This window comes from Acinetobacter sp. FL, from assembly GCF_040744925.1.
GTDB classification, from domain to species: domain Bacteria; phylum Pseudomonadota; class Gammaproteobacteria; order Pseudomonadales; family Moraxellaceae; genus Acinetobacter; species Acinetobacter radioresistens.
Genome location: NZ_CP160437.1, coordinates 2,226,689 through 2,249,595, shown reverse-complemented (window position 1 = coordinate 2,249,595; position 22,907 = coordinate 2,226,689). Strand labels below are relative to the sequence as shown.

The following is a 22,907-nucleotide window of genomic DNA, read 5'->3' as shown; positions in this document are numbered from 1 at the left end:
AAATTCAGCATAAAAAATCAAATACTTAATGAATGTGTGCTTGTAAACACTGGATAAAATCTTTAGAAAATTGACTTATTTGATTGAAATTTATTGAACAGATTTTAAAGCTGCGCTGCGCCCATTTTTCATTGATTTTGGTGCAGGTAAGCTGGGGATGAATATGCTGGAGGCGCTGAAATGCCGCCAGCGGAATGATGGAGATGCCGGCACCGGCAGCGACCATTTGACAGATGGAATCGTAGCTTGAAACCTGAACTCGGATGTTGATTTTTTTGTCTAGTTGAAGGGCAAGCTTATATAAGAACTGCTGAATGGCGCTGCCTTCGTTTAAGGTCACTACAGAATACTCAATAATATCGATTAAAGTGATATTTTCAATTTCCAGTAAAGGGTGCATTTTCGGTGTAATCAAAACGAGTTGAGAAGAAATTAAAGGTAAAGTCTGTAAATGATCGGTGTCGATATCGCCTGAAATAATGCCTAAATCCACTTGCCGGTCTGCGACCACATGAATGATCTCTTCACTGGTCATCTCTTTCAGATTTACATCGACATGTGGATGGGTAATTAAATATTCCGACAGTGCATTAGGAATATATTCAGTGATGGCCGTGGTGTTAGCGGCAATGGTTAATTTGCCCTGAATTAGGTTGTTAAATTGAGACAATTCACCTTTCAGGCATTCAATTTCATGCTGGAAAGATTTTGCGTATTTGAGATAAATCTGGCCAATTTCAGTTAGTCTGACACCTTGAGATGAGCGCTCTAAAATTTTTAGGCCTAATTGCTGTTCTAGATTCTTAATCCGGTTACTGGCTGCAGGTGTCGAAATAAAGGTTTTTTCAGCAGCCCGAGTTAAATTTTGAGTCTCGGCGATATTCAGAATCAGCCTGAAATCATTTAAATCAAAGTTCACAGGTTTACTCGCGTGAAATTATTAAAATTAAAAAAGATTATTCGCAGCAATACTTACTTGAATTGATATTAAGTCAAAAGTATTTCATTTTTTCACTATATATGAAATGTGATTATTGTTAGACCAAAGTGAGGTTGCTGGTATGTATTTTTAAATCATTCCATTAGGGATAGGTGACCCAAAACACTAAATGAAGAGCCGTAAGGAGAATAGCGTCCTGTATTGACGGCACCTAAGGGATATCGATATTTTCAAAAAATCCAACATCACGGCCTATATGATGCTGGAAAACCGGAAAATCCTAAATGATGGCTTGGTCAATAAATTCTTGAATGGCAACTCTGCTATAGCCTAATTCCTCTAGAATTGCCTGGGTATGTTCTCCCAGGTCTGGTACAGGACCGATTTGGTAATCTTTATCATTCTTGCATCCGACGGGTTTAAGTGTCGGAACTCGACCAACCGGGGTGTCTACCGCAGTCCAGCGCTGTCGTGCTTGTAATTGTGGATGATGCCAGACGTCTTTCATTTCATTCACATTCGCCCTGGCAATATTGGCAAGATCTAAACGATTGATCACTTCTGTCTGAGTTAAATGTTTAAATACATCTAAAATAATAGCTTGTAGTTTTTCACGATTTTTTGAGCGTAATGTATTGTTTATGAATTCAGGCATTTCTGAAAGTGTAACGTCTTGCAATACAAATTTGCAAAAGGCTTTCCATTCCCGCTCATTTTGAACCGCTAAAATGACTTGTTTATCATCACCCGTATGGAAAAGACCATAAGGATAGATGGTTGCGTGCGAGGCTCCGGTCCGCTGAGGTGCGGTATTGCCACGAAACGCATAATAGAGCGGATAGCCCATCCATTCAGTCATGCTTTCAAGCATCGAAATATCAATACGTTTTCCTTTACCTGTCTTAGCGCGTTCAATCAAGGCAGCCAAAATATTGGAATAGGCATACATACCGGCAGCAATATCAGAAATAGAACAGCCTGCTTTTGTATACTCATTTTCGGTGCCAGTGATCGATAAAAATCCGGATTCACTCTGAATCAGTAAGTCATAGGCCTTTTTATCATGATAAGGACCGGGATTTTCAGCATCATCACCATACCCTGAGATATCACAGACAACAATTTTCGGATTGATTGCAGACAATTCTTCAAAAGACAGACCAAGCCGGGAAGCAGAACCTGGCGCAAGGTTTTGCACCAGTACATCTGCTGTTAATACAAGCTGCCTGAGAATATCTTGAGCCGCTTGAGTTTTAATATCCAGTGTTAAGCTTTCTTTAGACCGATTGGCCCATACAAAATGCGAAGACATTCCATCGACACGCTCATCATATTTTCGTGCGAAGTCACCGATATTTGGACGCTCAATCTTGATTACCCGTGCACCTAAATCTGCGAGTTGCCGTGTACAAAATGGTGCAGCAATTGCATGCTCGAGTGTAATGACGGTAATATCATTTAAAGGAAGCATTGGACTTATTCCTTAAAAGAAATTTTTGCTTTCATGCAAATTTGACCATTGTCTTTTTGAATCCATAATTCTCCTTGCGTGGATTTAATACTGCCATAGATTTGAAAATCATCAAAATCAAAGACTGGATTCACCGCACGAAACTCAAAATGAGTAATTTGTTTATCTGGATATTCTTGTTTGAAATGATGAATTAAAAGAGTGGCTAAAAGTGGGCCATGCACCACAAGGCCAGGATAACCTTCTTCTTGGGTGGCATAAGGACGGTCATAATGAATACGATGTCCATTGAATGTCACAGCCGAATACCTGAATAGCGTCACAGGATCGATAGGGAACGATTTTTTATAATCGAATGCTTTTGTTTCTGCATTTTCAGGCTGCTTCTGAGGAGCACGTTGTACTTGGTTGCTTACATCACGATACACAATGTCTTGTTCTTCAATGATGGCCAATTCATTTTCTGCATAAATTGAATGCTGAACGGTAACGAAATACATGTCACCGCTTTTTCCATGTTTGAACTCAACCTTTAAAATTTCTGATTCACGACATATGGATTGATGAGCGGCAATGGGTTTGATGAACTCTAAGCGGCTGCCTGCCCACATACGCTTAGGAAAAGGAATAGGGGGTAAGAATCCGCCTTTTTTAGGATGTCCATCTAGAGCAAGATCCTGTCCGTTAACCAAAGGTAGAAAATAAAACCAATGATATAAATGCGGTAAATCAGCCGGTAACTTATTTTCTTCATTGAGTAAAGCCTGCATCATTGCTACAGGACGATGATCTGAATAATCATCCAGTACTTCTTTTTTTCCAATCCAATTACTGTAGTTTTCCATGACCACTCCTTAATCCTTTATGCGTTTAAACCCGCTTGCTTCAAAATCTTTTGCGCTCTCAAAATGACGGGTAAATCAATCATTTTTCCATCTAGGCTGATGGCTTGGCCTTGGGCTTGATTAATAGCATCCAAAACACGCTGCGCCCACTGAATTTCAACATCTGTTGGACTAAATGCAGTATTCACAATATCGATCTGCTTTGGATGAATACAAAGTTTTCCTGCAAAACCCAGATTCTTGGCTTGTAAGGTTTCCTTTTCAACTAAAGCTTCGTCTTTGAAGTCAACAGTAACCCCATCGATAGGAGACTCGATTCCTGCAAGTTTAGAAGCCAATACGAATTCATTACGAAATGACAAAAGCTCCTCATAACCGCCTTGCATATTCATTTCTAACTGAAAATCAATTGAACCGAATATCAGTGCCTTAACCGATTTTGCCTGAGCAATTTGACGGATATTGACAAATCCAAGCGGGGTTTCGATCAGTGCGAATATATCCATTGCACGAATAGCAGTCACAGCATCAATATCTGCAACAGATTCAGTTTTGGGTAACACAATCGCTTGCACATTGCTGAATTTTGCCAACTGGATATCGTCCGCAAACCATTCGCTGTTTTTTGAATTGATACGGATCATCATATTTTTTTGTGGATGCTCCATCAGCCAATATTTTAAAGTTTCTCTGGCTGAATTTTTTAAATTCACTGGAACCGCATCTTCTAAATCGATAATAATTGCATCCGCTGATGTGCTGAGCGCTTTTTCAAAACGTTCTACACGATTAGCCGGTACAAAAAGATAAGAGCGTGCAGATTTTTGTACTTTTTCCATGCTGTAGCCTTTATTTAGAATGAGCGCGGTAAATCAAGTAAATGTTCAGCAACATAACTGAGAATTAAATTCGTCGAAATAGGGGCAACTTGATACAGGCGGGTTTCACGGAATTTACGCTCAATATCGTATTCATTGGCAAATCCAAAACCGCCATGGAATTGCAAGCAGTGATTTGCTGCTTCCCAGCTTGATTTAGCAGCCAGATACTTCGCCATATTTGCTTCAGCACCGCAAGACTGGCCATGATCAAACAGTTCACAAGCACGGAAACGCATTAAGTTTGCAGCTTCGATTTCAATGAAAGATTCAGCAAGCGGGAACTGCACACCTTGGTTTTGACCAATTGGACGGCCAAATACTTCTCGGTCTTTTACATATTTGGTTGCGCGATCCATAAACCAATAACCATCACCAATACATTCTGCAGCAATTAAAGTACGTTCTGCATTCAGGCCATCTAGAATATATTTAAAACCTTTACCTTCTTCACCGATTAAGTTTTCTTCAGGAATTTCTAGGTTTTCAAAAAATAATTCATTGGTTTCGTGATTCACCATATTGGGAATAGGTTGCACCGCCATGCCTGATTTCATGGCTTCTTTAATATCAACCATGAAAATAGACATGCCTTCAGATTTCTTTTTCACTTCAGCCAAAGGCGTTGTTCGTGCCAGAAGAATCATCCAATCACTATGCTGCACACGTGAAATCCACACCTTTTGACCATTAATCACATAACTGTCACCTTTTTTTACTGCGGTGGTACGAATCTTTGTAGTATCTGTACCCGTCGTAGGTTCTGTCACTGCCATAGATTGTAGACGCCATTCACCAGATGCGATTTTAGGTAAATAAAATTCTTTCTGTACCTGAGAGCCGTTACGTAACAGTGTACTCATGTTATACATTTGACCGTGACAAGCGCCTGAGTTTCCGCCACTGCGATTAATTTCTTCCATAACTACAGATGCTTCAGCCAAGCCCAATCCTGAACCGCCAAATTCTTCTGGAATCATTGCTGCCAACCAGCCTGCACTAGTTAAGGCATCTACAAACTCTTCAGGATAAGTTTTGTCTTCATCAATTTTGCGATGATATTCATCTGGAAATTGCGCACATAATGCACGAACAGCTTCACGGATTTCTTGGTAGTTATTAAAAGTGCTTTTCATTTGAATGGCCTTATCATGATCCCTTTTATATTTTTGATCATATATTGTTATGTAAAATAATTTAAAATAGTATATTCTGATGGAAGTCATGCTAGAAAATTATTGAAATGGACATCAAACAATTACGGACTTTCGTTACAATATTAGAAGTAGAAAACCTTACTAAGGCTGCAGCTATGCTAAATATTGTGCAGCCTGCTGTATCACGTCAGATTCAAATGCTTGAAGAAGAATTAGGAGTGAAATTATTTAACCGTTCCCGTCATGGGATGGCTTTGACTGAGGATGGTAAGTTACTAGAACCTTATGCAAGAAGAATCTTAGAAGAAGTTGAGACTGCCAAATTAGAATTAACCGCAAATAAAGGAATGATACGAGGGAAAGTTCATATCGGTGTATTGTCGAGTATTAGTGAATTACTTTCTGCTTTGATTATGAAGTTGATCAAGGAGAAGTATCCTGAAGTACAAGTGAAAATATCAGTGGGATATTCTGGGCATTTAAAAGAATGGTTAGAGGCTGGAGATATTGATTTAGCTTTAATGTATGACACTACACCTTCTAAGTTAATTGATTTGACTCCGTTGGTAAAAGAGCCACTATTTTTAATAGGATCGGCTCAATCTACACTTCAGCAAAATGAAGTCCTTGAACTTAAAAAAATAGAGCCATTTCCATTAATTTTACCTTTTCACCCTCATCGATTGCGATCTCTGATTGAGCAGGCTTATAAGCAAAATGAAGCTAACTTAAAGATTTATGCTGAAACTAATGATTTGAATATACAAAAACAGCTAGTTATCCAGGACTTTGGTTATACAATCTTACCCCTAGTTTCTGTAATAAATGAGTATAGGGCAGGATTAATTAAAGTTACTCCAATTTTAGACCCCTCATTTTCTCGTGTGATTACTTTAGCAACGCACTCTACAAGAAATATCCCCAAGCATATTAGGATTATTTCACGCGAAATTATTGGTTGTGTTGAGCAATCTATTGATGAGAAAAAATGGCCGAATGCTCAATGGATATATGAAAGTTAATATCTAAATTTTATTTATAAAATCGTAAGTTAAAGACCTAAAACCACCTGATACGGTTTAAATCCTTCGACCACTGCTTTGGAAATCAACTGAATAAAAGCTTCAGTTTTTCCATAAGCCATCCATTGATCCAATGCTTCATAGTAAGCTAAACGATTCTCTACAGTAATCACACAAGGTGGATAACCAGCTTTAAGCAATTCGAGGTTCATCAATAGGCGTGATGTACGGCCATTGCCATCAATGAATGGATGGATACCTACAAAATCAGCATGTACTTTAGCTGCACGTTCAATGGGGTGAAGCTTATGTGCCTCTGAATTGTACCAATCAACTAGCTGAGCCATCTTGTCATTTAATAATGTGTAATCAGGTGGGGTAGACGTGGCACCAGAGATTAGAACATTTTGTTGGCGATAACGGCCAGCATTATCATCATCAATGTTTTTTAAAATGAGTTGATGGATATTGCGAATTTGCCATTCCGAAAATAGTTCTTCTTTTCTAATAATATCTTCAACGTAATAAATAGCATTTCTATGGTTAATTGCCTCGAAGTGTTCTCTTAATGCTTTCCCACCGACAGTTATGCCTTCTAACACGACTTTCGTTTCTAAAAGAGTAAGGGTATTTCCTTCAATAGCATTCGAGTGGTAAGTCCATCGTAAAATAAGATCTTCTTGTAAATTTTTTACTATTGCTGGGGATAGGGGGCGATGCTGATCTAATTTATTTTTTAAATCATCAATAATTTCAAACATTACTTTGTCCCTAAATGTGTTTAAAAGAATAATACATCAAAAAAGAATATCAAATAAACGATATGTTATAATATAATATTTTTACTAGATTGTAACGATGCTACAATCGGTACACTATTTCAAATCCTGAATTGGGATTTGAACAAAACTACTTCGTGATTCAATACAATAAATCTGATTTGGGTCAAAATTGGGTCAATGAATTTTTTTATTCAATAAAAGATCTTTAGAATTAGTTGGTTAGGATCTGAGTTCAATTGACGCCATCTCTGTAAGTTCTGAAATTTTACTTATTGTTATACTAAGATGATTCTCAAAAGGACAGGATTAACTCGAATGAATGGCTGTTCAGAATATGGCTTACTCTTTTGAGTAAGCCTTTGAGTGTATATGGGAAAATTATAATTATTTAAGTGTTTGATGCTCTTTGCATTAACAATAGAGTTTGAATTTTTTGCCCCAATAAATGCACCATTAAACCCAGCATAACAATACATGAACCCAACCACTGCAAAGTATTTAATTGTTCATCTAAAAATAAATAGGCAAAAATCATACTTATAACAGGTACCCAAAGTGACAATGGGCTAATTTTAGCAACAGGATAACGTGTCAGTAGGTAGATCCATAAGCCATATCCGATAATCGTGGCGAAATAGGCGAGAAATGCGGCGGCGCCGAATCCTTTCCAAGTCAGTGCATGCCAATCCGCAACCACACCTTGCCAGCCAATATTCTGTACCGCTAAAAGTAAAAACCATAAAGGGGTAAGAATATTGCCCCATACGACTAAACCAATTGGGTGAACAGGCCCCATTTTTTTGACTACGATATTACCGCAGGCCCATGAAATTGCTGAGCATAATACCAATGCCAAACCCATTAATGGAACATGACTATGTTGTTGACCAAAGGCAATCAGCATTAAGCCCATAAAGGCAATCGCGATAGCCAGCCACTGGTTCCAAAAGGCTTGTTCGCGTAAAAAAAATGCTGCAATCATGACAGTAAAAAAGGCTTGGGATTGCACAACTAAAGCGACTAAACCTGTAGGCATTCCTGTCGCAATTGCACTGAACATAAAAGCAAATTGAGAAAAGTTACTAATAAAGCCATAAAGTAATAACCATTTCCACCCGATGCTTGGAATACGAATGAAAAAGAGGGCAGGCAATAAAACCAGTAGATAGCGTAAACATCCGAGGAGCATAGGGTGTATCTCACTGACGCCAACTTTCATAAAATAAAAGTTAATACCCCAGATGAACACGACTGCGAAGGCAGCAAGTTTATCTTTTAAAAGCATATGTAATTTCCTAAAGACGTGGATGACCTGTACTTGGTACAGGTCATTGTGTTTGAGGATTAAATTTTGGTTTGTTTGGCAGGGATGAGCGTATTCAGTTGTGTACTTTGATGACGTAATTTAATCAGCTCTATGTAATCACGAATAATGAAGATACAGAACAGGATGCCTGCACTTGCGATACCGAACCAGAACGCTTTTTGAAGACTAGGAATAAAAGCCATGGCAGCAAAGATGGAAAGCATGCCGATGATTGCAAAATAACTGAGGTATGGGAAACACCACATACGAACTTTTAAACGTTCAGGTGCTACACGTTCTAAGTGGCGACGCAAACGGATTTGCGAGAATGCAATCACGATATAGACAAATAAGGCTACAGTTCCATAAGATTCGACCAAGAAAGGGAAAACAGCATCTGGTGAGAAGTATGAAGCTAGAATTGATAGATAACCAAACAATGTGCTAAATAGGATGGCACGAATTGGAACACCATTTTTTGAAAGTTTAGTTAAGCTACGAGGTGCATCACCATTTTGGGTTAACGCAAACAACATACGGCTCGCAGCATAAACACCAGAATTTAAACAACTAAGCACCGCTACGAGAATTACGACATTCATAATGTCTGCAACAAACGGAATATTAAGAACTTTTAATGCACTTACATAAGGCGTCGCAATTTCTGGACTATTCCAAGGGACGATACATACCACTAATAAAATTGAGCAAACATAGAAAATAAGTACACGTGAAATTACAGATTGAGTTGCTTTGGCAACAGATTTTTCGGGGTCTTTGGTTTCTGCAGCAGCAATCGTAACGATCTCAGCACCAAAGTAAAATCCAGTTGCGGCAATAGCACCCGATAAGACTGGTCCCCAACCATTTGGCATAAAACCACCATGATTTAACAATTCACCAAATCCAGCGGCTTGATGGTTTGGCCAAAGACCGAACATATATAAAGAACAAAGGAAAATGAAAAGACCAATCGCAGCAACTTTAATAGATGAGAACCAAAACTCGAATTCACCAAAGGATTTGACTGAGAATAAGTTCGTTGCTGTTAATAGGGCGAGTAAAACCAGACTGACGATCCATTGTGGTGTATCAGGTAACCAATAAGCAAAGAGTTTTGCACCGACAATCGCTTCTAATGCAATCACGATGACCCAGAAATACCAATACATCCATCCTGTCATGAAGCCTGCGAGTCGAGATAAATAGGGCGAATCTTGGAAAGCATGGCGTGCATATGCATAGAAGGAGCCTGATACAGGAGAGGCGGTTGCAAGTTCACCAAGCATTCGCATCACTAAAATAATCAACACACCCGTAATCAGAAAGGACAAAATTGCGGCTGGACCTGCAGCTTGAATCACTACAGAACTACCTACAAATAGTCCCATTCCAATAACACCGCCGAGTGCCATCATTTGGACATGACGAGGTTTTAAAGCACTTTTTAAACTTTGATTTGAATCTGAATCATACATGATGGATTCCCTCTTATATTTTTATAACCGAATCATTACAGATGACTGAATTTGCGCTTAAAGCACTTCATCTCTTAAGTGGTACCAGCGATATAACAATGCTTGCCCGAGTCGACGGAATGGTCGAAACAGATGTGAAGGCAAAGGGGATTTATAAATCGGAAGCTCAAATTGAGGGCGGTGTATTCCCATCACTCGTTCTGCAAGACGGAGTCCTGCCATCGCGGAGAAAGACACACCATTACCACCATAACCAATAGCATAATAAATGCTTTCCTCAGGGTTGGGTTGTACGATACGAGGCATCATGTCATGACTCACATCGACCCAACCCCACCAAGAATAAGCAATAGGTATGCCACGTAAGCTTGGAAATTTGCGATAAAGCCCTTCTTTTAAACGTTCGAGATGGACTGGATTATCTGCATCTGCACCGGTTAAGGAACTTCTACTGCCACATTGCATGGATCCATCAGGGAGTAGGCGATAATAGTGACGTAAAGTTCGAGTATCCGTAATAAATGTGGTGCTGTGTAAGCCTGCCTCAGCACGTTCCGCTTCTGTTAAAGGGCGTGTCACAATAGAATTGGATAAAATCGGCATGATTTTTCCAGAAAGATGCGGGTGTAAGCCATTAGGCGTATAGCCACCTGTTGCAACTGCCACACGTTTTGCTTTGACAATACCATTTGGAGTACGTAAATAATGGATGCCATTGTGCGTTTCCCATCCAAGTACCGGACTTGAAGTATGTACTTTGGCACCAGCAGCACGGGCACGTTTTAAATAGCCAAAAGCCAGTTTTAGGGGGTGTACGCCAACACCATCGGGTTCCAGTAAGGCTCCGGCAGCTTCCTGATCAGCCACATACTCTTCATGCAGTTGCTCACGGCTCAACATACGAGTCTGATAGCCGAACGCCTCTTTCATGACGCGACCTTCATTTTCAAGGAAAGCCATTTTTTTTGCACGATGGGCGATATAAAGATGTCCACCATCTTGTGCATCACATTCAATACCGCTCACGAGGTCTTTAAAGTAGTCAAAGCCCTCCCGAATTTCGGCATCAAGACGTTTGGCGGTGTCTAATCCCCATTTTTCAATCCATTGGGAGCGATACAGACGACCCGACGCATTTTGACCTTGCCCACCGTTACGGCTGGTACAGCCCCATGCGGTACGGTTTGCTTCAAGCACAAGAGGTGCGGCACCAAATTGTTCAGCCAGTGTTAGTGCTGTCGATAGCCCAGTGAAGCCTCCACCAATAATGACAATGTCCGCTTCGGTGTCACCCATTAATGGCCCATCATCTTCGGGTGGCGTACCTGCTGTGCCGACCCAATAAGTTGGCGCATAATTTTCATTACCTGATAGGACAGGAGTGGTTAAAGGGTCAAACTGTGAGTTGTAACTTTTAAAACTCTGTGGCGGTATAGATTTATGCGGTTCTAGGCGTTCGCGAAATGAACTTGCATGTTGGACAGATTGATTCATTGAATGACTCCTTATGCGATTGGTTGCACAGGTCTATTTTTACGGAATGCATTTTTGACGAGAATTTTTCCATCTTTAAATGTAAAGACATCAACCATATTGGCTTCAATCCAGCCGCCATCAGCAGTCGTTGCTGTAAAAGTTGTTTCTGAAATACCGAACTCCGCGTTATCACTGATCCAGTGTTTACCGTTACGCCACTGAGCATCTGGAAAACTTTGAAAGGTATTGCTAAATGCTTGACGAACTGCATCTAAGCCCTCAATTCTGGTTCCAAAAACATCATCTCCAGCCACAGTTTCGAACCGACATTCTGGATGCATGCATGCCATGAGTTGTTCAACATCATGTTGATTCCAAGCTGTTGAAAAATCGGTAAGAAGTTGGATTAATTGTGCTTGCTGCATTTGTATTGCTCCAAAATTAGGTTTTATAAACTGATGAAATGAATGTACGGAAATACTGAAATATGGCGTAGTACCAGATTTAGAGTTTTTATGGAGCCAATAATTAATATTATTAAGTTATTGTTTTTAAATAGATATCTTAAATTAATAAGAGTGGAATGCCTTTTGCTTTATATCAAGTAAGTCCAGTTTTAGCTTAAAGATGGACTGAAACCATGAGCTTTGCACCAGTTTGAGTAGGCAAGCATCAAAATGGATCGCAGCAATGCACAGATATAAGGATTAATTAGTGACTTCAGCAATTTCAGCTACAGTTTGGCAAGCATTATTTTCTAATACGGCACAGAGCGGTTTGAATTTACAGGGCAGAATCTGCCGTATGATGTTTTCGGCTTTAGTACAAGGTTATTTAAAACCAGGTATGGTAGTACCTTCTAGCCGAGATTTAGCTGATCAATTGGGTGTTGGAAGAAATACGGTTACCATTGCGTATCAACAATTGGTTGCTGAGCGAATTTTGGAATCCAAACAGCGGAGTGGACATTTTGTTTGTTTAAATTTCCAGATTGATAGTAGTGAGAATAAAACCATTCGGACCACGTCAAAAGCGACGACTTGGGAGGCTCGCTTTTGTATACGACCTTCAGCACAAAGGCATTTGACCAAACCCAGTGATTGGATGAATTATGCCTATCCCTTTATTTATGGTCAGCCAGATGAGGAAAGCTTTCCTGCCTCAGCTTGGCGGGAATGTGCATTACGTGCCTTATCTGCCAAAGATGCCTCAATATGGTCACAAGACATTACTCAACAGGGGGACGACGCCTATCTCATTAATGCAATCCGTCAGCATATTTTGCCTACTAGAGGCATCATGGCTCAAGAGAATGAAATATTGCTAACCGTGGGGAGTCAGCATGGCTTATATATGTTGGCCACGTTATTAATGCGGCAGAATCATGTGATAGGGGTTGAGGAACCTGGTTATCCAGATGCACGTAATATATTCATGCTACAAACCCAGAATATTGTTCCTTTAGCTGTAGATCATGAGGGGGTAACTTTAACTCGAGCAAGCGAGTGCGATTATTTATTTGTTACGCCAGGACGGCAATGTCCAACAGGTGTAACCATGTCACCACAGCGCCGACAAAATTTATTGCAGTTAGCAGAACAAAACGACAGCATAATTATTGAAGATGAATATGATGCTCAGGTGCTGGTACAAAATACGACGATCCCCGCGTTAAAAAGTTTAGATCGACATGGTCGCGTCATTTATCTTGGAAGTCTGTCTAAGCCATTGGCACCGGGGTTACGTTTAGGATATATCGTTGCTGCACCCGAATTAATACAAGAACTTCGACATTTACGCCGTCTGATATTGCGACATCCAAATGTATTCAATCAACGTGTCTTTGCTTTGTTTATCGATCAAGGCTATTACCATAGCATGCTACGCCGTCAGTACCAGTTACACCGACAACGGGGCGAAATACTCAATAAGGCATTAAAACAATATCTTCCAACATGGAAACCTTATGCTTTGAATGGTGGTTCAGCATGTTGGATTGATACCGCAGCAGATATTGATACTACGGTTTTGTCTCATTATGCCGCAAATTTAGGCGTATTCATTGAATCGGGGCAGTCTTTCTTTTTAGATGATCACAAACAGAAACATTTCCTTCGTTTGGGGTTTGGGTCAATCAGTGCTGATCTAATTAATAAAGGTGTTTTTAACTTGGCGAGGGCGGTTGAAGAGTATTATTTATACAACTAAATACATACGTACTAATTAGTATGGTGGGAGAGTGGTGGCAGTCTAGTCTTTAAAATTGGCAGCTATTTGAAATTTACCAAGTTAAAATTTCCATTTTTCAGTTTTAAGAGGCTTTGTTGCACAAACCTACCGATAAGGTCTTATTCCGCAGTATAATTCCTAGATGAATAAACCTACATCCAAAATCTTTCGTACAACCAATTGGTCCACATATAACCGCGCCTTAATTAATCTAGGCAATATTTCCATTTGGTTTGATCCTTTGACTCAATGGTATGCTCATCCGCAAGCAAAACATGGACGAAATCAAACTTACTCCGATACGGCTATTCAATGCTGCTTAATGATCAAATCTTTATTTAAATTGTCTTTGCGACTGGTCACAGGCTTTGTCCAAAGACTGATTAAGCTTTGTGGCTGAGCAGCCCCGAATATGAGTGATATTCCTACTCCACACTGTGCAGAAGACAAAGGCATATCGATATTGCAATTGGCTATAAAAAAAGTAGTGGTGGTCTCCGTTTACTCGTAGACTCTACTGGCCTAAAGTTTTTAGGTGAAGGTGAATGGAAGCGTAAGAAACATGGACCTGAATATCGCCGCCAATGGCGTAAGCTTCATATTGGTATCGATGCTAAAACCCTTCAAATACGTGCTGTACAACTCACCGCAAATAATGTCTGTGATTCACAGGTACTGGAAGATTTACTTGCTCAAATCCCTTTAGATGAACAAATCGATTCTGTCTATACAGATGGTGCTTATGACACAAAACGATGCCGTCAGGACATTGCAGATCGGCAAGCGCATGCGCTGATTCCACCTAGAAAAAATGCGAAACCATAGAAAGATACAAAGAACAAGCAGCTCGCTAGAGCGAAATGAATTACTTCGAACAGTTAATCTTGCGAAGCAGTGCTTCTCAGGCAGGGCACTATGGAAAAATGGTCAGGCTATCATCGGCGAAGTTTGGTTGAAACTAAGATGCACTGCATTAAATTATTAGGAGATAAACTCAGTGCAAGGAGCTTTGATAGCCAAGTCAATGAGATTCATGCACGTGTAACTGTCCTCAACAGATTTACTGAATTAGGTCGACCACTTACCCAAGTTACGCCTTAAATTTGGCTCAATTAGGGGCGCTTTGCCTTTCAAATCTTTGTGCAACAAAGCCCTAAAAATGAAAAAAACCAGAAAAAATAGGAGCTTAGAGCTCTCATTTTTATGTTAGCTTTCTAAGTCTCTATGTTAATTTGAAGAATACTTCATCATAATGTCCGAATACAGCTATATTTTTTTGATTTCTATAATATCACTTGATTCAATTAGCGATTGGATATTACCAAATAAACTTTGAATATAATCAGAGGCTATATGGATATCTAAATCCTCCCTGCTACGCCATTCTTCTAAGAAGAAATATCTACTCGAGTCATTTTCGCTAATATAAAGCTCATATTTCAAGCATCCTTCTTCTTGAAGCGTAGGCTCTATTACACTTTTTAAAATCGCTTCTAACATTTCTTTTTTATCTGATTTTGCCTTAAAGTTCGCAATTATTGAAATAGTCATTATTTCACCTTGAATTTGTTTTAGAAGTTTTCTAGTACAATTTTGCCTTTTGACTTGCCTGATTCAAGCAACTTATGCGCCTTCTCCAAGTGTGCAGCGTTAATTTTGCCTAGATTTTGGTTGAGGGTACTTCTAATTTTTTGCTGGTCAACTAATTGGGCAACCTGTTGCAACAGATCACCCTGCTTTTCAATATCATCGGTTTCATACATTGAACGGGTGAACATCAACTCCCAATGGATAGAAATAGATTTAGTCTTAAACGGCATAATATCAAATGTTTGTGGATCATCGATCAATCCAAGCTTGCCTTGTGGTGCAATCAGAGAAACTATTTGCTTGATATAGGTTTCTGTATGATTGGTAGAGAATACGTATTTTGGTTTTTCAATGCCTAGTGTCTCGATTTGTGCATTTAAATCTTTGCTATGATCAATGACATGGTCGGCACCCAGTGATTCCACCCAAGATTTTGTTTCTTCACGTGAAGCTGTTGCTATAACGGTCAGATTTGTTTTTGCTTTTAGGAGTTGGATAGCGATTGATCCTACACCACCTGCACCACCAATAATTAAAATACTGCCAACTTCTGTTTCTGAAATTTGAAACCGATCAAACAGCATTTCCCATGCCGTTATTGCAGTTAATGGCAATGCTGCTGCTTCTGCATTAGATACTGTAATTGGTTTAAGACTGATAATTCGTTCATCGACTGCTTGAAACTCAGCATTACTACCATCTCGGGTTAAATCGCCAGCATACCAAACAGAATCTCCTACTTTAAACGAGGTAACTTTTGAGCCAACTTCGATAATTTCCCCAACGGCATCCCAACCTAAAATACGATTATTTGCTTCAGACGAATTTTTTCTCACTTTGGTATCAACTGGATTCACAGAGATTGCCTGAACTTTTACCAGTACATCACGCTCCTTAAGCGTAGGCTTCGCTTTTTCAATATCTACCAATGAATTTTTAAAATCATCATGGTTATTGATAACATACGATACGGCTTTCATAGATTTGTCCTTAACTTTAAAAAAATATAGTAAAAATAGGAGCGAAGTGCTCCCATTTTATGTTATTCAATAATTAGAACTCTTGGCTCGTTGGGCGCAAAACAATTTCATTAATATCTACATCCGCAGGCTGTTCAATTGCATAAGCAATTGCTCGAGCGACTGAGTCAGCTGGTATGGCTTGCTTGTAGAAATCAGTAACAAACTCTGAACTTTCTTTATGAGAAGAACCGAATTTTAGTTCTGACTCAATTGCACCAGGCTCAATAGTAGTCGTTCTAATTGTTCCCCCAACTTCATGACGAAGTCCTTCTGAGATGGCTCTTACAGCAAACTTAGTACCGCTATAAACAGTACCTCCTGGACTAAATACTTTTATCCCTGCAACAGATGCGAGATTAATAAAGTGTCCAAAGTTTTGTTTTTGGAAAACAGGTAGGGTAGCTGCTATACCATAAAGAACACCTTTAATATTAATGTCGATCATACGATCCCATTCATCAACTTTTAGCTCACTTAATGGTGCAATAGACATTAATCCAGCATTGTTTACCAATACATCGATTTGACCAAATGCGCTTAATGCCTTTTCAATAAGTGCTTGTACTTCCTGTGGTTTGGTTATATCCATACCAATAAATTCAGCTTGACCACCTTCAGCACGAATGTCGTGAACAATAGCCTCTAATTTTTCAGTACGTCTAGCACCAAGTACAACCTTTGCACCTTTTTTAGCAAGTAAACGAGCAGTAGCTTCACCTAAACCGCTACTTGCACCAGTGATAACAATAACTTTATTTTCTATATTATTCATACAAGTAACCTTCAACCTATCTGGCAATCATATTTGATCGATTAAGTATTACAGCCTTGTTAGGTATAATAAATGAATAATATTATCTTTCAGAATTCCTATTTACGGAATAATTACCAGAACACAGGATTGGACATGCAGAACAAATTGGAAATGATGCGTATCTTTTGTGTCGCAGCAGAGTCTCGCAATTTTAAAGAGGCAGCAACTCAGCTGGGGATTTCTCCGCAGCTAGTGACACGGGCAATAAAAGAGCTAGAAGAGCAGCGCGGAGAGATTCTGTTTTACAGGAGTACTCGACAAATTAAAATTACTGCTGATGGTGAGCGTTTGGCAAAGCAAGCACGTTTTGCGGTGGGATCGATTGATGCTCTGCTTGTAAAAGACACCAAGGAAAAACGAGATGAAATGCGTGGGACCGTCCGTCTTACTGTGTCGTCAGTGTTAGGGCGTAAATTGGTAGTACCTGCACTAGCAGAATTTGCCACACGTTATCCAGATATTGTCGTGGATTGTGTGCTAACAGATTCACACTCGGATGTGATCGATGAGCGAATAGATATCGGGATCAGATTTGGATTTTTGCCGGACAATCGATATGTGGCAAGGGAATTGGCGAAAGTGAACTTTTATTCTGTGGGTACGCCAGAGTTAATTGATAAGGTTGGAATGCCCAAAAAAATTATTGACCTTGATAAATACCCTCTAACAGCACTATTCGATCATAAAACAGGGCGTTACTGGCCATGGACATTCACCGAAAGTCGAAGCTTCACGCCATCAAAGCCTCGTTTTATTACAGATGATCTAGAAGCTGAATTTCAAGCTATTCTCGCTGGAGTTGGATTCGGACACATGCCTGGATTTCTAGTTTTGCCGTGGCTTAGGAGTGGTAAGCTCATTCAGATACTTCATGAGGAAACCTCTCCAGTTTGGCGCCTGTATTTATATCGTCCACAGCGGGGCCCGACACCTTTGCGAATCCGAGCATTGTTTGATTACTTAGCGGAAGTGTTGGGCCATATAGAAACCTGAATCAGATGGAACTAACCTTTTTTCTAGAAAGTAGAAATCAGATAAGACCATCATGTATTTAGAGTAACTACAATTTTTCCTATTTTCTGATTTGATTCAAGATAGCGCTGAGCGTCATGCATGTCCTCAAAGTTAAAGCAACAGTCGATCACTGGACGAAGATATCCTGCACCTATACTGCTAAGAATAAATCGTCTGGCTTGCTCCCTTAGAACAGGGTCATGGAGAACCTCAAGGAACAAAAAACCTCGCATGGTTAAGCTCTTGCGTAATGCAACTTTAAGGGGAAATGGTGTGATCTCCGGGCTAAGTGCACCATGCATGACCATAGTTCCTCCCACAGACATCGCTTTTGCAATCTGTTCAATATGTGGCCCTCCTACAGCATCGAAGGCGACATCAAGATGTTCTCCACCCAAACGTAAAACAAGCGCCTCATACAAATCTGGTTCATCTTCACTGGCTATAACATTTTTAACACCGAGATCTAGTAAACGTTGCTTTTTCTCTATCGTCTGTGTACTTGCAATTACCTTAGCACCCGCTGCTTCAGCGATCTGTATCGCAGCTAGTCCTACGCTACTTGAAGCTGCTGTGATCAAGATCGTTTTTCCTTTCGAAACTCCACCAGCATGGATTACACCACCCCAAGCCGTCAAATACTGCATCCAGATTGAAGAAGCTTCTTCCCAGCTTAAACTGTCGGGTTTGTGAACTAAAAAAGTTTCTGGAATCAGAAGCTTGTCCGTATATGTCCCATATTTAGCTAGATTGTCAGTCGGAAGAATCGATACTGCATCTCCTGGAGAAAATTGACGTACAGCTTCACCTATCGCAAGAACTACGCCTGCTCCCTCATATCCCAGACGAGAGGGGAATACTGCTTTTTGAATATAAGTACCACGCCGAAACATTACATCAGCCCGGTTGAGTCCGATCGTTTTCATCTGTATTAGAACTTCTCCTGCGGCTGGTAAAGCCACAGGAAGTGTTTCTAATGTCAGAACATCTGTATCTCCAATACAATTGAAGCGCCAAGTCTTGGCCTGAAGTGCGTTAAATGACATCAATAACGACCTTAATATTGGCAGAGCGATCTTGAACAGCATCATGAGCCTCAATCGCTTGGTCTAGTGTAAAATGACGAGGATCAACAATAGGACGCAGTTTACCTTCCTCAACGAGACGAGTGGCGATCTTAAGGACATCACCATGATGAGAACGGCGATTGCCTGTTAACATCGGCAATAGGACGAATACGCCAGACAGTGTGGCACACCGTAGAGATGAAATCGCTAAATTATGATTACCAAATGCAGCACAGCTGGTAATGTGGCCATAGTGAGTTGTCATGGAAAGTGAAGCTTCGAGTACTGGACCACCCACAGTGTCGTAAACAATGTTAAAACCTTGACCCTCAGGGCTTGCAGCAATAATGTCATCGGAAGATGCTGTTGTGTAATCGAGAGGTGTTGCACCGAGTTCTGAAATCAGTGATTGATCAGCTGTACGACCAGTCGCCCAAACATTTGCATCAAGTGCTTTTGCAAGCTGAACAACCATATAACCAACGCCACCAGCACCACCCTGAACCAGTACAGTTTGCCCTGGTTGGACCTTAGCATTATCCACTAAACCTTCCCAAGCGGTGAGGAACGTCAATGGTAGTACTGCTGCCTCGCGCATAGAGATATTCCGTGGCTTTAATGCGATCAGATCAGCATCTGCTACAACATATTCTGCTAAAGATCCTTGAAGACCACGAACGCCACCAATCAGACCGTAAACTTCATCTCCGACGTTGAAGTGAGTGACACCTTCACCAATAGCAGTTACAACCCCAGCCATATCTGTTCCCAACACGGCAGGAAGCTCTGGCATAGCATATGGTGCTTCACCAAGACGAATTTTATAATCAATAGGGTTTACACCACTAGCATGAATACGTACTAGAACTTGCCCAGCCTCTGGTTGAGGTATAGGGAGTTCTACACGTGTAAATTCATGATCACCAAAATTTTCTAGGATAAGAGCATTCATCATCTTATTCATAATTGTTCCTTATTTTTAACTGGGGGATGATGTGCACAGTACCAAAGTAAATTAATCCAATAAATGATATTTATAGGATTTAATAATTCCTAAATAATGAATAATAAATATCATCCGCTCACTAAAGATTTGCTAGTACAGTACCTAAACCGGACATTTCTATTTCGGGCTTACATGTTGTGTTATTCACCAATTAAAATGTCTATGCGATAAACCATTTAAAATGTCCTGTTTTTAACCACAAGAGTCAAGCACAGGATTTAACTTTCTTTGTTCAATAACAGCTTTCTGAGCTTTACGACTCGGCATACTTTTCTTGAGACGGGAACGTTTATTCTGTTTTTCCAACTCTTCATGCTGTTGCTGAATATGTGCCAGAACTGTACCTAACCGTTTATTCTCAACGATCTCATTCTGCTGTAGCCCAGCTAATTTATTGAAAATGCTGTAGTTGAGCTTTCGTCCCTCGTGCATGAGGGCCACAGTCCCATCCGGGTACTCCAGAAATGAAATATATTGCCCAACAAGCTTATGATTCAGCTCTGTCGGTTCAAGCAGATAAATACATTTGTCATAGGTCAGGGTCAGATTCTTGGTGACCTTACGCGGTTCCTGCCAGGTAAAAATATCATCCAGTTCAAGATGAGATTCGGTTAATGGCCGATGTAAATTCTTTGAGTTTCGCGCACACTTGGCAAACTTCTGATTGAAATGCTCAATAAAGCAGGGCAGCCAGGCATTTGCCTCGGCAATTGAACAGATACCTTCTAGGCGCATTTCCTTGATCAGGCGATCCTGGAGTGTTCTATTGGCACGTTCCACACGGCCTTTGGCCTGGGGTGAGTTGGCGAAATAATATCAATATTTAACTCATTCAGAATCCGCCCAAATTGCGTGATCTGGCTATCTTGGCTCGATTTCTGATTCACTCGGAATACCGAGTGTTTATCGCTATAAAACGCTAAAGGCTTGCCGTATTGCTCAATGTAGGCTCGGGTTGAAAGCATATAATCAAAGGTCGTTTCAGCCTCACAAAAGCGCAGATGCAACAGCTTTCCAGTGGCGTCATCGATATAAACCAGCAAGCAGCATTTGGAAGCTCGACCTTCAAACCAGTCATGATATGAGCCATCGATCTGGATCAGCTCACCGAAGCAATCACGGTTGTATCGAGGCTGATATGGACGTTTCAGGCGCTTGGATCGAGGAATCCAGAGGTCATTTGCAGTCATCCAGCGACGAACCGTTTCTACCGGGATATGCAGGCCAAACATGCTGCTGAGCTTCTCATGAGCCAATGTAGGACCAAAGCCAAGTAAATGTTCAGAAATAATGGAAAGACATTCTGATTTTAACAGGACGTCATGGCGACGATGACCCGGTTGACCACGACTGGCATGTGCCATACCTGAGACACCATCTTGATTGAGCTTCTGCAATAACCGGGTAATTTGACGGGTGGAAAGATTCAGGATTTCAGCAGCACGGACCTGGGTAATACGATGATCTCTAACGTCTTGCAGAACTGCAAGACGTTGAATTTCTTTATCAGACATAGTGATCAGCATCTATATTTTATATCCAGTCCATGGTGATAAAAACCATCATAAACCAGACATTTTTATTGGTGAGAATATAGACACTTTAAATGGGTTCTAACATGTTGATTTCGTATAAGGTGTATTATGTTAATTTTAAGAAAATTAAATAATTTAACCTTAAATATTTTTCATATCGGATTAACTCAAAGGAATAGATTTAAATGGACTAACTCCGTAAGTTAAAGTTTTTTGATTGATTTAATAAATTCAATAAATTGCGGCGAAAAATCTTTAAATAAAGGAATATCTTTATTTTCTAATAACACTTCTCCCATAAGCTTTAATCCTACGGCAAAAGATTTCATTGATTCTTCATCTATAATTTTTTTCTGCTGCAATTTTTCTAAAACTTTGAAAATATCATCGTGATTATAAGCAGTAAAAACAAGATCTTCAGTGTAAGTTGAAGGCTGTCCTTTTGGATCTACAAGATGCTTTACACTAATTTGATATTTATGTTGTTTCATCGGACTACCTCATTTTTAAGACAGCTAATATCAACAGCAGCTTGATCAATGCTCTTAGCAATTTGATGAATTGTTTCTTCAGTCAGTGCATTATTTTTTAATTTAAGTCGCAATGATGTTTTTAAGTTTGCCATTGCACGATAGATATCTAGATATTGATCATTATTTTGAATTTCACGTCGCGTCTCTAAGCGGCCAAGGATATGTTCTAAATGCTCTCTTTGACCATTTAAATGGTTAATACCAGTCACTGTAATCTTGTACTGCTTACGGTCACCATCAGGTTTTTCAATAGAAACAAATTGCATGTCTTCAAGATAAGATAAGGTTGGGTAAATTGTGCCTGTACTTGGGCTATATCCACCACCTACCAACTCACCAATGCTTTTAATAATTTCGTAACCGTATCTAGGCGCTTGTTCAATTAAAGAAAGCACTAGCAATTTCATATGGCCAGATTCAAATAAACGGCTTTTACGTGATGGCTTATCTGAATTTATCAGCAAAGAGTCAGTTGTTTCATTCATAAGTTGGTATATCTAAGATTTACTAAGATATATCTTAGTAAATCTTAGATATATTTTCAATTCTTTTATTTATCCCCGCATTTAACTTATGTTTACCTAAAATCTAGTTTATAAATTATTTTTACAATATATTTATTAATTTCAATATTTTGAAGAAAAATAATAGAAATTTATAAAAAATTAGTACATGAACTTATAGGATTTTTAAGAGCATTTATATGAATGACTAAGTACTGTGAAAAAAGAGAACTAGATGA

The 22,907-nt window shown here is 39.7% G+C and carries 20 protein-coding genes and 2 pseudogenes; 4 read left to right on the top strand and 18 right to left on the bottom strand.

Annotated elements, in window-relative coordinates; genetic code table 11:
* Window positions 1-25: 25 nt before the first annotated feature.
* The 5 genes from ABZP31_RS10480 to ABZP31_RS10460 form a co-directional block, all read right to left on the bottom strand.
* Window positions 26-919, bottom strand: coding sequence for a LysR family transcriptional regulator (locus ABZP31_RS10480; RefSeq protein ID WP_005015524.1), 894 nt, complete (start codon window positions 917-919; stop codon window positions 26-28).
* 301 nt (window positions 920-1,220) lie between these two features.
* Complete coding sequence (locus ABZP31_RS10475) at window positions 1,221-2,411, bottom strand: CaiB/BaiF CoA-transferase family protein (RefSeq protein WP_005015523.1); 1,191 nt, start codon at window positions 2,409-2,411, stop codon at window positions 1,221-1,223.
* Between the two features lie 5 nt (window positions 2,412-2,416).
* Window positions 2,417-3,256 (bottom strand): MaoC/PaaZ C-terminal domain-containing protein, encoded by an 840-nt coding sequence (locus tag ABZP31_RS10470; protein WP_005015521.1) that lies wholly within the window; start codon window positions 3,254-3,256, stop codon window positions 2,417-2,419.
* Between the two features lie 17 nt (window positions 3,257-3,273).
* Window positions 3,274-4,095 carry a CoA ester lyase gene (locus ABZP31_RS10465; RefSeq protein WP_005015518.1) on the bottom strand — a complete coding sequence of 274 codons (822 nt, stop codon included), beginning with the start codon at window positions 4,093-4,095 and terminating at the stop codon, window positions 3,274-3,276.
* Window positions 4,096-4,109: 14 nt separating this feature from the next.
* Window positions 4,110-5,270: an acyl-CoA dehydrogenase family protein gene (locus ABZP31_RS10460; protein WP_005015516.1), complete on the bottom strand. Its 1,161-nt coding sequence runs from the start codon at window positions 5,268-5,270 to the stop codon at window positions 4,110-4,112.
* A 107-nt stretch (window positions 5,271-5,377) separates the two neighbouring features.
* Between ABZP31_RS10460 and ABZP31_RS10455 the strand changes: the two genes are divergently transcribed.
* Window positions 5,378-6,313, top strand: a complete 936-nt coding sequence (locus tag ABZP31_RS10455; protein WP_005015513.1) for a LysR family transcriptional regulator — start codon at window positions 5,378-5,380, stop codon at window positions 6,311-6,313.
* A gap of 29 nt (window positions 6,314-6,342) precedes the next feature.
* Here ABZP31_RS10455 and ABZP31_RS10450 read toward each other — a convergent pair whose 3' ends face one another.
* The 5 genes from ABZP31_RS10450 to ABZP31_RS10430 form a co-directional block, all read right to left on the bottom strand.
* On the bottom strand, window positions 6,343-7,074 hold the full coding sequence (locus tag ABZP31_RS10450) for a Fic family protein (protein ID WP_005406674.1): 732 nt from the start codon (window positions 7,072-7,074) through the stop codon (window positions 6,343-6,345).
* Window positions 7,075-7,483: 409 nt separating this feature from the next.
* Window positions 7,484-8,380 (bottom strand): EamA family transporter, encoded by an 897-nt coding sequence (locus ABZP31_RS10445; RefSeq protein WP_005015505.1) that lies wholly within the window; start codon window positions 8,378-8,380, stop codon window positions 7,484-7,486.
* Between the two features lie 59 nt (window positions 8,381-8,439).
* On the bottom strand, window positions 8,440-9,879 hold the full coding sequence (locus ABZP31_RS10440) for an amino acid permease (protein ID WP_005015504.1): 1,440 nt from the start codon (window positions 9,877-9,879) through the stop codon (window positions 8,440-8,442).
* A 57-nt stretch (window positions 9,880-9,936) separates the two neighbouring features.
* Window positions 9,937-11,373 carry an FAD-binding oxidoreductase gene (locus tag ABZP31_RS10435; protein WP_005015499.1) on the bottom strand — a complete coding sequence of 479 codons (1,437 nt, stop codon included), beginning with the start codon at window positions 11,371-11,373 and terminating at the stop codon, window positions 9,937-9,939.
* 11 nt (window positions 11,374-11,384) lie between these two features.
* Entirely contained in the window at window positions 11,385-11,780 is a 396-nt protein-coding gene (locus ABZP31_RS10430) for a nuclear transport factor 2 family protein (RefSeq protein ID WP_005015496.1), read from the bottom strand.
* A 289-nt stretch (window positions 11,781-12,069) separates the two neighbouring features.
* On the opposite strand from ABZP31_RS10430, the gene ABZP31_RS10425 reads away from it, so the two are divergent.
* Together ABZP31_RS10425 and ABZP31_RS10420 are read left to right on the top strand one after the other, a co-directional pair.
* Complete coding sequence (locus ABZP31_RS10425) at window positions 12,070-13,563, top strand: PLP-dependent aminotransferase family protein (RefSeq protein WP_005015494.1); 1,494 nt, start codon at window positions 12,070-12,072, stop codon at window positions 13,561-13,563.
* A gap of 163 nt (window positions 13,564-13,726) precedes the next feature.
* Window positions 13,727-14,685 (top strand): annotated as a pseudogene (locus ABZP31_RS10420) (IS5 family transposase).
* Window positions 14,686-14,850: 165 nt separating this feature from the next.
* Here the strand turns inward: ABZP31_RS10420 and ABZP31_RS10415 are convergent.
* The 3 genes from ABZP31_RS10415 to ABZP31_RS10405 all read right to left on the bottom strand — a co-directional run bounded on the left by ABZP31_RS10415 (window position 14,851) and on the right by ABZP31_RS10405 (window position 16,968).
* Window positions 14,851-15,135, bottom strand: a complete 285-nt coding sequence (locus ABZP31_RS10415; RefSeq protein WP_005015487.1) for a putative quinol monooxygenase — start codon at window positions 15,133-15,135, stop codon at window positions 14,851-14,853.
* Window positions 15,136-15,155: 20 nt separating this feature from the next.
* Entirely contained in the window at window positions 15,156-16,154 is a 999-nt protein-coding gene (locus ABZP31_RS10410; RefSeq protein WP_005015485.1) for a zinc-binding alcohol dehydrogenase family protein, read from the bottom strand.
* A 73-nt stretch (window positions 16,155-16,227) separates the two neighbouring features.
* Entirely contained in the window at window positions 16,228-16,968 is a 741-nt protein-coding gene (locus tag ABZP31_RS10405; RefSeq protein WP_005015484.1) for an SDR family oxidoreductase, read from the bottom strand.
* Between the two features lie 135 nt (window positions 16,969-17,103).
* On the opposite strand from ABZP31_RS10405, the gene ABZP31_RS10400 reads away from it, so the two are divergent.
* Window positions 17,104-18,003, top strand: a complete 900-nt coding sequence (locus ABZP31_RS10400; protein ID WP_004647738.1) for a LysR family transcriptional regulator — start codon at window positions 17,104-17,106, stop codon at window positions 18,001-18,003.
* A gap of 50 nt (window positions 18,004-18,053) precedes the next feature.
* Here the strand turns inward: ABZP31_RS10400 and ABZP31_RS10395 are convergent, their stop codons facing one another.
* From ABZP31_RS10395 to ABZP31_RS10375, 5 genes and pseudogenes are all read right to left on the bottom strand, one after another.
* Window positions 18,054-19,070 carry a zinc-dependent alcohol dehydrogenase family protein gene (locus ABZP31_RS10395; RefSeq protein ID WP_005404268.1) on the bottom strand — a complete coding sequence of 339 codons (1,017 nt, stop codon included), beginning with the start codon at window positions 19,068-19,070 and terminating at the stop codon, window positions 18,054-18,056.
* Complete coding sequence (locus ABZP31_RS10390) at window positions 19,060-20,055, bottom strand: zinc-dependent alcohol dehydrogenase family protein (RefSeq protein ID WP_005015467.1); 996 nt, start codon at window positions 20,053-20,055, stop codon at window positions 19,060-19,062. The genes ABZP31_RS10395 and ABZP31_RS10390 overlap by 11 nt, the downstream gene beginning before the upstream one ends.
* A gap of 234 nt (window positions 20,056-20,289) precedes the next feature.
* Window positions 20,290-21,623 (bottom strand): annotated as a pseudogene (locus ABZP31_RS10385) (ISNCY-like element ISAba32 family transposase).
* A gap of 212 nt (window positions 21,624-21,835) precedes the next feature.
* Window positions 21,836-22,123, bottom strand: a complete 288-nt coding sequence (locus tag ABZP31_RS10380; RefSeq protein ID WP_005015460.1) for a DUF3861 domain-containing protein — start codon at window positions 22,121-22,123, stop codon at window positions 21,836-21,838.
* Window positions 22,120-22,650 (bottom strand): PadR family transcriptional regulator, encoded by a 531-nt coding sequence (locus ABZP31_RS10375; RefSeq protein ID WP_005015457.1) that lies wholly within the window; start codon window positions 22,648-22,650, stop codon window positions 22,120-22,122. Before ABZP31_RS10375 ends, ABZP31_RS10380 begins: the two co-directional genes overlap by 4 nt.
* Window positions 22,651-22,907 lie beyond the last annotated feature (257 nt).